This is a genomic window from Pseudomonas sp. LAIL14HWK12:I1 (assembly GCF_003202095.1).
Classification (GTDB): domain Bacteria; phylum Pseudomonadota; class Gammaproteobacteria; order Pseudomonadales; family Pseudomonadaceae; genus Aquipseudomonas; species Aquipseudomonas monteilii.
Genome location: NZ_QJKG01000005.1, coordinates 213,191 through 228,449 on the forward strand (window position 1 = coordinate 213,191; position 15,259 = coordinate 228,449).

General features: G+C 50.6%; 7 protein-coding genes. 6 read left to right on the forward strand and 1 reads right to left on the reverse strand.

Features of this window, described 5'->3' with window-relative positions:
* Window positions 1-4 precede the first annotated feature (4 nt).
* From D906_RS14995 to D906_RS15015, 5 genes are all read left to right on the forward strand, one after another.
* Window positions 5-6,463 carry a glycosyltransferase gene (locus D906_RS14995; RefSeq protein ID WP_027615886.1) on the forward strand — a complete coding sequence of 2,153 codons (6,459 nt, stop codon included), beginning with the start codon at window positions 5-7 and terminating at the stop codon, window positions 6,461-6,463.
* Between the two features lie 37 nt (window positions 6,464-6,500).
* Window positions 6,501-6,935, forward strand: a complete 435-nt coding sequence (locus D906_RS15000; protein ID WP_050587753.1) for a hypothetical protein — start codon at window positions 6,501-6,503, stop codon at window positions 6,933-6,935.
* 60 nt (window positions 6,936-6,995) lie between these two features.
* Window positions 6,996-8,225 carry a glycosyltransferase gene (locus D906_RS15005; protein WP_027615887.1) on the forward strand — a complete coding sequence of 410 codons (1,230 nt, stop codon included), beginning with the start codon at window positions 6,996-6,998 and terminating at the stop codon, window positions 8,223-8,225.
* A gap of 2 nt (window positions 8,226-8,227) precedes the next feature.
* Window positions 8,228-9,403 carry a glycosyltransferase family 4 protein gene (locus tag D906_RS15010; protein WP_027615888.1) on the forward strand — a complete coding sequence of 392 codons (1,176 nt, stop codon included), beginning with the start codon at window positions 8,228-8,230 and terminating at the stop codon, window positions 9,401-9,403.
* 139 nt (window positions 9,404-9,542) lie between these two features.
* Entirely contained in the window at window positions 9,543-11,273 is a 1,731-nt protein-coding gene (locus tag D906_RS15015) for a hypothetical protein (protein WP_143503496.1), read from the forward strand.
* Window positions 11,274-11,572: 299 nt separating this feature from the next.
* Here the strand turns inward: D906_RS15015 and D906_RS15020 are convergent, their stop codons facing one another.
* The gene (locus D906_RS15020) at window positions 11,573-12,655 is read right to left on the reverse strand and encodes a DUF6270 domain-containing protein (RefSeq protein ID WP_027615890.1); all 1,083 of its coding nucleotides are present in this window, start codon (window positions 12,653-12,655) and stop codon (window positions 11,573-11,575) included.
* 507 nt (window positions 12,656-13,162) lie between these two features.
* Between D906_RS15020 and D906_RS15025 the strand changes: the two genes are divergently transcribed.
* The gene (locus D906_RS15025; RefSeq protein WP_027615891.1) at window positions 13,163-15,133 is read left to right on the forward strand and encodes an acyltransferase family protein; all 1,971 of its coding nucleotides are present in this window, start codon (window positions 13,163-13,165) and stop codon (window positions 15,131-15,133) included.
* The last annotated feature ends 126 nt before the right edge of the window (window positions 15,134-15,259 follow it).

The window sequence follows — 15,259 nt, forward strand, 5'->3', positions numbered from 1 at the left end:
CCGCATGAACAACCCCACGCTTGAGAAACCTACCGTGAACACAGAGCTGCCTTCACCTTTGGCCGATATTCATGACCGCGTGATGGAAGCCTACTACGGCAAGCTGGGGGATCAGTTCATGCGCGAAACGCAGTCCCGCATCCACTGGATCTGCGCCCAGGTCAAAGGGCGCCGGATCCTGGATGTGGGCTGCTCGCAGGGCATCGTGCCCCTGCTGCTGGCGCGTGAGGGTTGCCAGGTCACCGGTGTGGACACCAGCCCGCAGGCCATCGAAGAGGCCAAGGGTTACCTGTCTGCGGAGCCTGCCCACATCCAGCAAAACGTCACGTATATCAATTCAGACTTCCTCGCGCTGGATACGCTCGAGGTTGAACCGGACACCGTTGTCATCAGCGAAGTGCTCGAACACCTGGTACGCCCGGAGCTGTTCGTCGAAAAGGCCTACGACCTGCTCAAGCAGGGTGGCCGGCTGGTGATCACCGTACCGTTCGGGGTCAATGACTTCATTGACCACAAGCACACGTTCTACCTGATGGAACCGTTCCGGCTGCTGGCCGAGCATTTGCAGATCATCGAAGTGAAGATGCTGGGCAAGTGGCTGGGGATTGTGGCCGTCAAGAACGAAGCGCATAAGCCGGGGACCATCGACTCGCTTACTGTTGATCGAGTACGCGAGCTCGAAAAGGCATTTGAGTCTATTGAGCGCACACTGCGCGGAAACCTCGGCGACATCGGCAAGCGTCTGGAAGAGGCAAACAAGAAGTACCGCAGCGCCACTGAGCAGATTGCTCAACTGAGGCCTGAAGCGCAGAAAGCTGAAGCGCTCGCCAAGCAACTGCAAACGCGTGACACGGATATTGCGACGTTGCAGCAGGCCAACCGCGAAATTCTCGATGCCAAGGCAAAGCGGGTGCAAGAACTTGAGGAGATCAAGGAGCGCCTGGACGACGCCAACAGAAAGTATCGTCTGGCCACTGAACAGCTCTCCCTGCTGAAGCCTGAAGCTCAGAAGGTCGAGGCTCTGACTCGCCAGCTTCAAGATCGCGACGCGCATATCGTCTCTCTAGAGCAAACGAACCAGGAAGCTCTCGAAGCCAGCGCCCGTAGCATCCAGGAACTGAACGCAGAGCTGGATTCGCTCAAGTCCCAACTGGGTGAGGCCAATGAAAAATGCCTCGCGACTGCAGAACAGTATGCCCAGCTGCAACAACAGATCGCAGTGCTTGAAGAAGCTCAGGGACAACGGGATCAAGAACTGGACTCGCTGCAGCAGTCACTGCTTTCTCTGGAAGAGCAATTGTTGGCCACAGACCAGCAACGGGCGGCCGCAGAAGCGCTGGCAGCCAACGAGTCGACAAAGATTGAAGCATTGCAGGCTCAACACGACGCACTGGAAAGCCAGCTTCTGCAGGTGACCGAGCTTCAAGCCAAAGGCCAGGCTGACAATGCGGCACTGAACGAAACCGTATCAAGCCTTCAAAAGCAGCGTAACGAGCTGGAAAGCCAGCTTGAAGTGCTATCTGAACAGCTTGTCCAGGCTCAGCAGCTCAACGATGGTCACATAGAAACCATTACGATGCTCCGAGCGCAGCAGGCTGCCTTGCAAGCCAAACTGGAAAATCAGCGACAAGCTGCAGATGAACTGCAGTCGCAGGCCGAACAGACCAACGCAGGCCATGTAGACACCATCACTGCTCTGCGCGCGCAGCAGGCCGCGCTGCAGGCAGCCCTCGAAAACCAGCAGCAGGCTTTAGCCAGTACCCAGGCCAAAGCAGATGAGTCGAATGCAGCACATGAGAGCACTATTGCAGCCCTGCAGGCACAACAAGTAGAGCTGCAAGCCGAATTAGAACGTCGGGCTGAACTGCAGACTCACGCTGAACAGACGAACACCGGCCATATAGAAACAATCACTGCCCTGCGCGCGCACCAAGCAGCTTTGGAAGCTGAACTGGAAGGCCAGGCACAGGCAATGACTGAACTGCGCGAACAAGCCGGGCTAGCCGATGCAGCCCGCCTGGAAACCATTTCGTCACTGCAATCCCGTGTCGAAGAACTGGATGCGTTGTTAGGCACCGCTGTCGAGTCAAGAGACAAGACGCTCGAAGCCAACACGGATCACATCAATACCATTGCAAGCTTGCGCGAACTCCAAACGGCGATGGAGACCGCGCTAGAGAATCAGAAACAGGCATTGAGCATCCTGCAATCCGAGAGCAGCCAGGATATTGCCGAGAAAGACGAATGCATCGCCACGCTACGCAAGCGCCAAGCGGAACTGGAAGCCGAACTTGAAAGCGAGTTGGAGTATATGAACGAATTGCAGGCCCAAACCCAGCGGGCCGACGCTGCGCAGGCCGAAACCATTGCCCTGTTGAAAGCACGTCAAGCTGAACTGGAAGCCGATCTGGGTAATCAGCGCCAAGCGACGAAACAGGCTTATGCAGCCCACGCGGAAACAGTAACCGCACTGCAAAACCGCCAGACTGAACTGGAAAGTCAGTTGATGGAAGTGAGCGAAACACTAGCACGTGGCGAGCGCGAGCATGCGGCCCAGGCGAACACCATCAATACACTGGTGGAACTGCGCAATGGCATCGAAGAGCAGGTGCAATCACTGACCCAGGCCAACGCCCAAGCGCAAGAAGCGCTGGCTGAACAAGCTGAGACGATCGCCTCGCTGAATCAGGCCAAGGACGCACTGGTCGAACAGTTGATGCTCGAAACCGCCAGCCGTCAGGCAGCAGAAGCGAGCCTGGCGGCCACCAATGAGCAATGGCAAGGCTTGCGCATGCAACTGGAGAATGAGCTCAACTCCTCAAAAGCAGGCTTGGGTGCGGCCAACATGAAGTACCGCACTGTCAGCACTGAGCAGATCCCTCAACTGAAGGCCAATCTCAATCAGCTGCTACAGCGCAGCGCGGCGCAGCAGCGCAAGATCGATGAGCTCAATGCCAATCTGGAGAGAGCCAATACACAGCGTCACCTTGCAGAGCAGCGTCTGGTCAAAACGCGCACCAGCATGACCTACCAGCTGGGCTATCAGATCAAGAACAGCGCCAGCTCCCTGGGCGGCCTGGTCAGGCTGCCTGTGCGCCTGCTGCGCCTGTACCGCAAGGCCAACCAGCAACGCCAGCAGAATGAACAGAAGCGCATCGCCAACGAACCAATGAAGGCCCTGCTGCCTCCTGCGCCGGTCATTCAGGATGAGAACTACCTGAAATTGCCTGAAGCCCTGCCTACCAGCGAGCAGAGCCGCTCTATCCTGCTGCGCCAAGCCGACCAACCTGCAAGCCGCCTGAAAGTGGCATGTGTAATGGATGAGTTCACCTTCGGCTCCTACCGCTACGAATGTGACCTGATGCAACTCACACCTGCCAACTGGAAAGCAGAGCTGGAAGGTTTCCGTCCTGAGCTGCTGTTCATCGAGTCTGCCTGGCGTGGCAAGGATGAGTTGTGGGGGAGCAAAGTTGGCCACAACAGCCAAGAGCTGCAGGACATCCTGAACTGGTGCCGTCAGAACAAGGTACCCACCGTATTCTGGAACAAGGAAGACCCGGTTCACTTCGAAACCTTCCTGACCACCGCCAAGCAGTTCGACCACGTGTTCACCACTGACATCGACTGCATTCACCGCTATAAAGGTGCGCTCGGTCACGACCGTGTTTACCTGCTGCCGTTCGCTTGCCAGCCAGCGCTGCACAACCCGATCGAGCTGTACGAGCGCAAAGACGCATTCTGTTTCGCCGGCGCCTACTACGCCCGCTACCCAGAGCGTACCCGCGACCTGGGCAACTTCGTATGCGAGCTGCCTAAGTTCCGCCCACTGGAAATTTTCGACCGCAACTTCGGCAAGAACGACGCCAACTACCAGTTCCCCGAGGAATACCAGCCGTATATCGTCGGCACCCTGCCCTTCGAAAAAATCGACACGGCTTACAAAGGCTATCGCTACGCGATCAACCTGAACTCGATCAAGCAGTCGCAATCGATGTTCGCACGTAGGGTGTTCGAGCTGCTGGGCTGCAACACCATCACCGTCAGCAACTTCTCACGCGGCGTGCGCCTGCTGTTCGGTGACTTGGTAGTCACCACCGATAACGGCGAAGAAATGCTGCGCCGCCTGCAGCTGCTGGCCGAAGACCCACTCAACAGTGACAAGTTGAAGCTCGCCGCCCTGCGTAAAGTGATGCAAGAGCACACCTACACCCAGCGCCTGGAATACGTGCTCAGCAAAGTCACTGGCACCGTGAAGGCTCAGCGCCTGCCGGAAATCGTGGTCGTTGGCGAAGCACAAGATCGTCAGCAGTTCGACATGCTGCGTGCCCACCTGAACCGTCAGACCTACAGCCAAGTGCGCATGGTCATCATCACCGATGCCTATCAGAGCAGCATCGTCAGTGATGACCCTCGTATTGTGGTACTCAAACCAGCTCAACTGAAGAAATCTAGCCTTGGCGAGCTGGTTGGCAATACCCCGTGGGTCGCCGCGTTTGTACCGGGCGACTACTACGGCCCTAACTACCTGCTGGACTTGGCGTTGGCTACGCGCTACAGCCGTGCACAAGTGGTTGGTAAAGCTGCTCACTTCACTTGCCAAGGGCAAGATGCCGAGCTGCAGTCGACTGAAATGGCATACCGTCCAGCTCAGTCGCTGAGCGCAAGGCGCTCGTTGGTGGCAACCGAGATCATTGCCAGCCAGCCATTACTTGGCTGGTTGAAGGACCTGCCGTCGCTGGAGTACGCACACGAACAAGGCCTTGCTATCGACCCATTCAACTATTGTGAGAAAGGTGCGGCACAGCGCGAGCACATCAGTGCCAAGGTTGACGACCTGAAGCTTAACCTCGGCATGACCATCGACCAACTGCAGGCTCGCGCACAGGCTATTGCACCTCTGAAAGTCAGCCACGACTCACCGGAAATCTCTGGCCGCGCCTTGGCCGAGATGTTCGGAGTCAAGCACAACAAGTTCCTCGATCTGGTCGTCGATGTGGATAACTGGCGCGTGAACTCCAAGCTGGCAGATGGCAAGCATGAATATGTGTATGCGCTGAATGAAGTCAGCCTGGACCAGCTGAATATCCAGGATCGAAAGCTCAAGCTGTACTTGGACTGCGCGCCTGGCCTGAACCTGCAATTGGTTGTGTTGTTCCTCGATACCGAGAAGCAGCGGATCAGCCATGTGATGCAGCATGCCAACCGTAACCAGACCTCCGAGGTTCCGCCTGAAGCCGCCTTTGTGCGCTTCGGTCTGCGTGCCTACGCTTCCGGTAGCACCGAGATCAATGCTCTGGTGCTTGGCCACCGCAACCTTCAACCTTCGGAGATGCTGGGCCGTTCGCAACACCTGGTTGTCACCAACCATTACCCGGCATATGACGACCTATATCGCAACGGCTTTGTGCACAGCCGAGTAATGGCATATCGGGAACAGAACCTGAACGTCGACATCTTCCGCTTGCGCAAAAACGAGGCTGTCAGCTATCACGAGTTCCAGAATTTGGACGTTGTAACCGGGTGTCAGGCTACGCTCGCCAAGATGCTTGAAAGTGGTCAGTACAAGAGCGTGCTGGTGCACTTTCTGGATCCAGACATGTGGGAAGTGCTCAAGCGCTTCACTCATCTGGTCAAAGTTGTGGTATGGGTACACGGCGCGGAGATACAGCCTTGGTGGCGTCGCGAGTACAACTACTCGGATGAACATCAATTGGCGCTGGCAAAAGTCGAGAGCGAAAAACGCATGACATTCTGGCGTGAGACGCTGAAGCACATGCCTGCAAACCTGAAACTCGTGTTCGTATCTCGCTATTTTGCAGAGGAAGTGATGGAGGACGTGGGCTTCCGGATTCCGGAGGAGAGCTACGAGATCATCCATAACCCTATTGATACCGACATTTTTAATTACAAGAAAAAGCCTGAAAGCCAGCGCTTCAAGGTGCTTTCCATCCGCCCTTACGCGTCAGCAAAATACGCAAATGACCTAAGCGTCGCTGCAATCAAACTGCTTTCGAAAGAGCCATTTTTTGAAAAAATGGAGTTCCGAATGATCGGCGACGGTGCACTTTTCGAAGAAACCTTGGAACCACTTAAGGGGCTCTCAAACGTCACTATCGAACGAGGCTTCTTGAAGCACAACCAAATCGCGGCATTGCATAAAGAATACGGGATGTTCCTGTGCCCAACTCGCATGGATGCCCAAGGTGTTTCTCGCGACGAAGCGATGTCATCCGGACTCATTTCAATCACCAACGGTGTTACAGCCATTCCAGAGTTCGTGAGCGATGACTGCGGCATTCTTGCAGGTGCAGACGATGCACAAGGGATGGCCGATGGCATCAAGAGAGTTGTCAGCTCTCCAGAGCTGTTCAACAAGATGTCCGCTGCTGCTCACCACCGCGTCATGAGCCAAACAGCGAAGAAACACATCATCGACAAAGAATTGGCACTTATCGCCCAATAAAACCCACCCCTAACTTTTAATGACGAACAACACCACTATGAAAACCAACATCAAAACCGCAGCAGCACTTCTTATGTCACTGGCACTTTTCGGTTGCGGCGCTGAAAAAGAACAAAAAGCCACCCAAGCACCTGCTTCGCAAAGCGCTCAAAGCAGCTCTATCGTTCTTCAGAACGGTGAAAAGCTGAATACCAACGGCGAGATTTCCAAAGAGTACGAGAAAGAAACCTCGAACGGTAAGATGAAACACTACGAAGTCAACGCTAACACGCTTGCCAAAGTGGCTGAGAATGCCATCTACAATCAGTTGAAGAGCCAAGGCTTCCAGCGCACTGTAATGGAAGACAACCCAAGCCAATTCAAAGTTCACTACAAGAAAACCGGTTACTCTACCATTGGCGCTATTTACACAGAATCCAGCGCCAATAACGTCAACACCACAAAAATGAAAATCTACTGGACCGAGACCTGAGTCTTACCAGAATAACGCCCTGAACACCCTAGCGGGCATAATCGAATAGCAGGTAAAGCAGTGAAAAAAGTTGCAATGATTGTGTGGAATGAATTCGTCAATGACGCACGAGTATTAAAAGAAGCACAAACACTTGCCAACTCAGATTATGCCGTTAGGGTCTTCGCATTACATACTCCAGGGAAAACTGCGAAAACAGAGACCCTACAGAAAAACCTCGATGTATGCCGGGTAGAAAGGTCGCCTTTGTGGCGCTGGAGGAAATCGAAACCACTCGATTCCAAAACACCATCGCCTTCAGCAGGAACAACCTCTAATAGCCCCCAGATCTCAGTTTTAAGGGTAATCAGTCGCGCATGGACTCATATGATGCTGCTTCTCAACATCATACGTTATCGGCCAACTGTTGTTCACTCCCATGATGTAAACACCCTTCCTACTGCCTGGCTAGCCTCAATCATCAGTCAAGCCAAACTCATTTATGATGCGCACGAAATAAGCACCAGCAGAGAGGGCTACGGAAAACTCTCAAAAATTGTGGCGCACATTGAAAAACTATTGATTCCTCGCGCATCCGCAGTTATCACGACAACTGAAACTCGAGCCAAATACCTTGCTCGACTCTATAAAATAGCAAGACCTGCAGTACTTCAAAACCGCCCCAGATATATTGCCGTCCAAAAAAGCCGCTTACTTCATCAAGCACTAGGCATACCACAAGAGTGCCCTGTGATCCTTTACCAAGGTGGCCTTCAAAGCGGAAGAGGCTTAGAAAAATTAGTGCGTTGCACTTCACGCCTAAAAAACGCTCATGTTGTACTGATTGGTGGGGGACGTTTAACACAGCCCCTTATCGACTTACGTGACAGTCTAGACTTACAAGACCGTGTTCATTTTATCCCAACAGTAGCACTGTCCGAACTCCCAAAATATACTGCCGCGGCCGACATCGCTGTGCAGCCGATAGAGAACACTTGCTTCAATCACTTCAGCACTGACTCCAACAAGCTGTTTGAGTACATTATCGCAGGAGTACCATCAGTAGCCACTAACTTCCCTGAAATCCGGAAGATAGTAAATCAATATGGCATTGGACTGTTGGCTGCCGAAGGCAACGAAGACGACCTAGTGAACTGCCTGAACAGGCTCATCGAGAATCCCGAGTTACGTGCAAAGCTGGCCGAAAACTCAGTGATTGCGGCAAAGGATCTCTGCTGGGAAAGTCAGGAAAATCTCTTGGCAGAAATGTACAAAAAAGCCACCTCTACCGGCAAATTTGAAGCGGCCTGAACGTGAACATCCTGATACTGAGTTTTTATTATCCTCCTGATCTTTCTGCTGGTTCATTCAGGACGAAAGCATTAGTCAATTCACTTTTGCAGAATTCTCAGAAAAAAATCACGATAACCGTGCTGACGACCCAACCGAGCAGATACGATAGCTATGCCCCGAGTGCTCCCTCTATTGAAAGCCGCGAAGGGCTAACGATCAAACGAATTCCAGTTATTTCGCGTTGCGGTGGAATTCTTGGCCAGGCCCACCTATTCGCCCAATATGCGCGAGGTGTGTTGAAAGCGGTCAACTCGAATGAGTATGATCTTATCTTTGCTACCTCATCGCGCATGATGACCGCCACCTTAGGTGCCTGGGTAGCCAAACGCGTCAATGCACCGCTTTATTTGGATTTTCGGGACCTACTGACTGATATATTGCCGGATTTGCTACCTTATCCAATCGGAGCACCCGCGGCATGGTTCTTCCGCCACATTGAGCGTTGGACAGTGAAGCAATCACACTCAGTCAATTTAGCCTCTCCAGGGTTCGTCAACTACTTTAAATCACAGTACCCGAATAAACCATTTACTGTTTACACAAATGGCGTTGATGATCTATTCATTGATAACCCCGCCGCAATGGAAGAGCGCACCTCACGCCAGATCCGCATTTTATATGCAGGCAACATAGGTGCGGGACAAGGGCTGCATCATATCCTGCCAAAATTGGCAAATAGACTTGCAAACAAAGCAAAGTTTGTAATAGTCGGGAGTGGCAGTGCAATAAAACAACTCAAAACGGCACTAACTCAGCATAACGTCACAAATGTAGACCTCATTGAACCCATGAAGCGAACTGACTTGTTATCGTACTACAACACGGCAGACGTTTTGTTTTTACACCTCAATGATCTTCCTTCACTGAAGAATGTAATTCCTTCAAAGTTATTTGAATACGCCGCCACCGAGAAACCTATTCTTGGAGGACTTAGCGGCTACTCCGCCAAGTTTGCAACTGACAACATCAAAAACATGAGCGTCTTCCCCCCGTGCGATATAGAGTCAGCAATTACGGCGCTGGAAAGCCTAAACATTGAAACAACTGATCGACGCGACTTTGTAAAAAAATATTCGCGAAAATACATTGTAGCAAGCATGGCGACCGAACTTCTGAACCACACACAAAACACTTAATGTTTTTCTTATCGTGAAACACTCTGAGAAGGAAAAGCATCGATGGCAACTAGAGATCTTAAGAGTAAAATTTCGTGAGCCATTCAAGTCGACGTACATATCTCGCACCGAAATACTGGCCATCTGTTAAGCAACCCATATGAAAGCACATCTTAATACAGAGCTAAGCCAATGCTTACGCTGGTCTTTTTCCTTAGGCAAAAAATTCCTGAGGAAAGCGCCCTTGCACACCGTATCAGTGCAGTTCATCTATATATTTAGCCAATTACTTTTGCTTTTAGCCTTCTTCCTTCCTTTAAAAGCAATTATCGTGCTCAGCTCTGGCGGCATCCCGAGTTACTTTCCTGAATCCATGAAAGCTTACCCTCAGGACACCGTTGTAATCTGGTTGAGTTTAAGCTCCCTAGTTGCATTTGCAGCACACCTTACATTCGAATTAGTTGCTACAAAAATCACTGCAGCCGGCGCACGCTTACTTATAATCAGAACAAAGAAAATTGTTCTTTTCGACAACCAAGACTTCATTGCAGTCAACGCATATTCAAAGTTCACGCGCGGACTTTCAGAACTACTATTCTTTTTAATATCAGTCGCGATTCTATGCACAATTTACCCACTAATTTTCTTCTTGGTCGCGACAAGCATCATAGTCTTTTATACATTTACCTGCCTAGCATACAACATTTCATCGAAAGCACGAACCGCACTAACAACCCACCACCAAGCAATACTTAACTCAATATCCGGCTTTGTCTTTTTAGTCGTATTCTTCGGAATAATCGGAGACTTTCTTTATTTCCACCCACCTTCAGCATTCATGGCAATAATATCGCTACTACTTACCAGGCAAGCCCTGCAGCGACTCGTGGGCTTCTCTACTAAACTGATATTATTAAGATCGCAACACTCGCGAGTCAGTGCACTATTCTTCCACAATCAGCCACTCTTACTGGAAAACACTCAGAAGAGTGACGAAATTCACGCTCTTTTCTCGCCCGAGCAGCGCGAGCGCTGGATTCCGCAGGTCTTATCCCCTCTTTTCAAAACTGCCTTCACTGTCGAAGGCGTTAAAAACTTTCAGTTAGGCCACTCCGATATATACTGCTACGAAGTTGATTGCTACTCCGAGAACACACTTAAAACTTACATTATTAAACTATTTGACGAGAGTCGAACTTATCCCGCCGCTCAAGAGAGCGCACTAATCGCTCAATTTAAAGACTTGCCCTGCCCGCCACTCAAAGAGGTTGGGAAGTTACAGAATGTGACTTATCATATTTTTGAGTGGTCAAAAGAATGTAAAATGACTGGCAGGGAGTACAATCAAGGAACCTTGACGCTTCTCGGGGATTTAATGAAGCTAACGCCACCCAAGTCGCTTCTCAATAAATACGAGCGTTCCAAAAGCTATTTAGAATCTCGCCTAAACAGCGAGATGCTGGAAAGCCTAAAGCTCTACGCAGTTACCGCAGAGGACCAAAAAAATATAGAGCAACTGGCAGGCAGTCTTGGCAGTATAAAACTACATTTAAGCAAACTTCCCAGGCAACTCATTGTCCTTGATCTCAACACTGACTCTTTGCTTAAGAAAGAAACCGGAGAGTTATCAGTTATCCATTGGGGCAACTGGCTTTTAGAGCCCGCAGGTACGTATTGGCCTCTTACCGCACATTCGAAACTTCTTGAGTGCACCCAAGAAGTTCAAGGCATCAGAACTGACGCACAGAACCTAAGCAGTGACGGCACCATACTTGCCTCTTATATGTTTTCCTTTGAAAGACATATCAACCGAAGAGATTACCAGGCGGCGCTGAACCTTATTCCAGATATTTTAAAACACACACAAAACCTCGACAAACAAATAATGTAACTCATCGCCACATAGCCAAATGCCCTATGCAGCATCCTCTTTTGCTTGAGCGGCTTCCTGAGCAAATGAGGATGTGGCCACCGATTACTTATTGAGCTTCTGGCCATTACCAACTTCGCAGTAAACGCTGCGCCCTACACTTTCTAATTGACTATGCTTCTGAAATTTATCAAGCATCTTTTATTAGAGCCCCCCAGACTTAAGCCAGTGCAAAGCCATCGGATACATTGCTGCGATGACTTGGCATTGACCACTATCAAGAGTAATAATTAAATGCCGTGAGTAAATTGCAGCACCTTTCAAGTAGCAGAGGCCAACGTTATACCCTCTTTAGAACATAGCTTCTCATCAAATTCATCCTTATAAAACGCGGCAACTTCTAATCGTCCAAGATGATCAGGGATAGCAAAGCGAGCTCTCGGTGATTTTTCATACCATCGCGTGGCATGACGAACACCATCAACCAAGAGATAAAATGCAAAATTACCGCCCTCACACGCCTGATCATTCAGACTCAAAGAGCAGTGCGCATAGATTTCATCATCAACAATGTGTGCAGCCACATTGAGCTCCACACCAGAAGAAACCGGAGGAGGCTGTATCGGCGCAGGTTCCACACCGTGGGATATCACAGCACTATTTTTCTCAGATTTCTTTACAATCTGAGCCAGCGCTTCACGGTAATACATTTCGCAATAGTGAAATGGCGATACACCCCAACGATGGAATTCATCAGCGGTCAAAAGGGCATTATCAAAATTCAAAAACTGGCGACTATCAAGCACCCTTTCCATGGCGTCATACATCCACTCGAGATCTTCGTTAGCCTTGTCGATTTCCGTACGACCCACAGGAAAAACAGACTGAGTCTCCAACTCAAAGCTCGAGGACCAATACACTTTATTGACCAGCACAGCGTCAAGCTTGTTTAGCTCCTTCAATAAATCGAAAAACTTATGCATTCCTTGCAGCCACAGCTCACGGCGCTCAAAAGTACCTTGTGGTATAATCTTATACCCTTCAATACTCTCTTCAGCTAGCAAGCCGCTTTCAGCAAGCTCATTTGAATGAGTAATCAATTCACCTGTAGGCAATGCTACCAGATCAAATCTCTCGTCAATCAAATCGATAAGAATCAAATCTGCCGACTCTAGCTTATCAACCGCAGCCAGCAAGTCTTTAGAAAAGTCGTTGGCGACCATCCTTCGACGGAAAGCTGACTGGATACGCTCTAGTGCCTCTGTATTCTTGTAAGGTGCACTACACAATGAAGCCATCGAAGATCGAGCGAAATAATCTGAAATCGTGAAACCGGAACTCTCTTCCAGATTGAAAATATCTCTTGAAACACAGCTACCATAAATTAATAAATTCTTGACCACTACTAACAACCTTATAGGATTTATACTTGAAAACTACATCACCTAGCCAATTCGCAACATCAACAACCTACCAAACCGCAGAGTTCTGCTCATCATTCAACTGCACAAAGACTTAATAGCAAATAAGCATGCACCTGATTATAGCACCAAGCTCGCCCTTACCTAACATCTTTGAGCTCCACCGAGAGCCCGATTTCATAGTTATGTGCAAACCATGAACATCTTGCGTTTGGCATGAGAGCGGTTGCGGCGGCGAGCGCAGCAGCTACGTAACCAGACCAGCGAGACCTACCATGGGCCTATTTTGAGCCTTTCTGTTCCTATCGGCATTGACTGATAGCCTTGGACTGCATCGAATGGTCACATCCATGCTGGTTGCTCGTGACGATGGGGGAGCGCTTTTTCCGCACATTCCGCTCACCGCCCCTGACAGCATACCGGCATCATCTGTAGAATTCGCATCTTCCTTCACTCTTTACCAGGGCCTAGCCCTCAGAAAGGGATTTCATGAGTAACAAAGCACTCGCCTACCGGCCCGACATAGACGGGCTCAGGGCTCTGGCCGTTCTGGCCGTTACCATTTTTCACTTCAATAAGCAGTGGCTTCCAGGCGGCTTCGTAGGCGTCGACATCTTTTTTGTGATCTCTGGGTTCCTGATTACCGGGATCGTTTCCAGACAGGCGGCTGCTGGAAGCTTCTCGTTCGCTGATTTCTACATGAGAAGGGTGCGACGCATTCTACCAGCGGCCTTGTTCGTGACGCTGGTGACCCTCCTATTCGGTTCTATCTTCATGCTTCCTGACGATGCGAAAGCCTTGTCACTGTCGGCTATCGCTTCCACGCTGTCAGCTGCGAATATCTATTTCTGGAAGTTCCTCGATACGAGCTACTTTGCAGCGTCCTCCGACACCGTTCCCTTGCTCCACATGTGGTCGCTAGGTGTAGAGGAACAGTTTTATCTTATCTGGCCAGCCCTGCTGCTCCTTACTCTGAAAGTTGGTGGCCGGGCGATGACGGTGGGTGTTGCGGCAGTGATCGCAGCCGCCTGCTTCTCGTATGGTCAGAGCAAGCTTGCTGCAGATCCAACCTTTGCCTACTACATGCTCCCATCTAGGGCCGGTGAGCTATTGATCGGTGGTATGACCTTCTTCATGACCGAAGCGATCAAAGGTCGCATAGGCCAGCGCGCTGCTCAGCTCATGGCTTTGATGGGAGCTCTAGTGCTTGCATGGTCGCTCGCCTACATCCGGGAGACTGAAGGGTTCCCGGGCTTTATATCGATAGTTCCTGCAGTCGGCGCATCCTTGGTGCTGGCCGCCGGCAGCTTCAGCAAAACTCTGGTAGGTAAAGTCTTGGCCGTGCGCCCGATGGTCTCTATTGGGCTAGTTTCGTTCTCGCTATACCTATGGCATTGGCCGGTGTTGGCGTTTTACCGTTATGCCTACGGCGAGCCTGACATGCTGGGCAATCTGATCTGCCTCTCGGTAATGGTGGCAATGACGCTGTTCAGCTATTTCTTGATTGAGGTGCCGTTCCGTGCCAACAAAGGCTGGAAGTTCACCATGGCCACCCCAGCATCAGCAGCCCTTGCCCTCTCATTTGCTGGAGTAATTTATGCCAGCAACGGCATCATTTCACCTATCAGCCCGAGCGATTACCAGGATTCTCTGGCAGAAACACGCTCAGGCTCCGCGCCAGCTTCATCTGCTCCCTACGTTTGCCAGAGCGTTTACAAGCCTGAGTATTTTTCTTCGGCAAAATGTATTGCAGGAGACACATCTAAGCCACCAAGCGTGCTTTTAATCGGTGACTCTAACGCCGCTCACTACGCTGGCTACTTAAGTGCGATAGCCAAAAATGAAGGCGTAGCAATTAGAAACGTTGAGCACCATGCTTGCCCACCTTTCCCAGGACAGCGCAGTGCAAGGTATATTAAAGAAGGATACAAAGTAAGCTGTCCTGCGTACAATGCGGAAGCGTTTAAACAAATCTCCAACTACGACACGGTTATCGTGGGCGGCAGTTGGCCAGCATACGAAGCTGTCGACAAGGTGGCATTCTTGGCTGACTTCGACGCCATGCTAGACACATTGAGCCAAAGCGGCAAAAAAATAATCATCGCCCTCAAGGTACCTACATTCAATTCAGTAGACCGGCAGTGCACTGAAAAGGCATTGAAAATTCCGTTTATCAACTGCGAGCAGAAAACTGTCGTGTTTGATACTGGGGAAAATCGACTTAATCAGGAAATTATTAAGCGAATTTCTGCTAGGGCCAACTTCTCTTACTTTGGCGTTCGCGACCTCATCTGCAACGGAACAACATGCTCGGCCTTCGCTGGAAAAACCCAGCTCTATTACGATGGCGGGCACCTCAGCCGAGAAGGGTCTGAGAAGCTCGGGAGTATTGCAGTTGAAACTGGCAGAGTTCCCGCGTCACTTTCAAATATCACCCAACCAAAACTAGCAACGAATTAACAGGAACACTACTTTGGTACAGCCTCACCGATGTGTTAGCTTCCAAAGTAGTGTATCTAATCCGTTTTAAAGCTCACGCATGTAGTCGAAACGGCATGCTCCGGAGTTTATCCACGCAGCCTCAGA

Bases quoted from the DNA above. Each gene is read 5' to 3' on its own strand.
- D906_RS14995 (WP_027615886.1), top strand. From the start codon at position 5: ATGAACAACCCCACGCTTGAGAAACCTACCGTGAACACAGAGCTGCCT.
- D906_RS15000 (WP_050587753.1), top strand. From the start codon at position 6,501: ATGAAAACCAACATCAAAACCGCAGCAGCACTTCTTATGTCACTGGCA.
- D906_RS15015 (WP_143503496.1), top strand. From the start codon at position 9,543: ATGAAAGCACATCTTAATACAGAGCTAAGCCAATGCTTACGCTGGTCT.
- D906_RS15025 (WP_027615891.1), top strand. From the start codon at position 13,163: ATGAGTAACAAAGCACTCGCCTACCGGCCCGACATAGACGGGCTCAGG.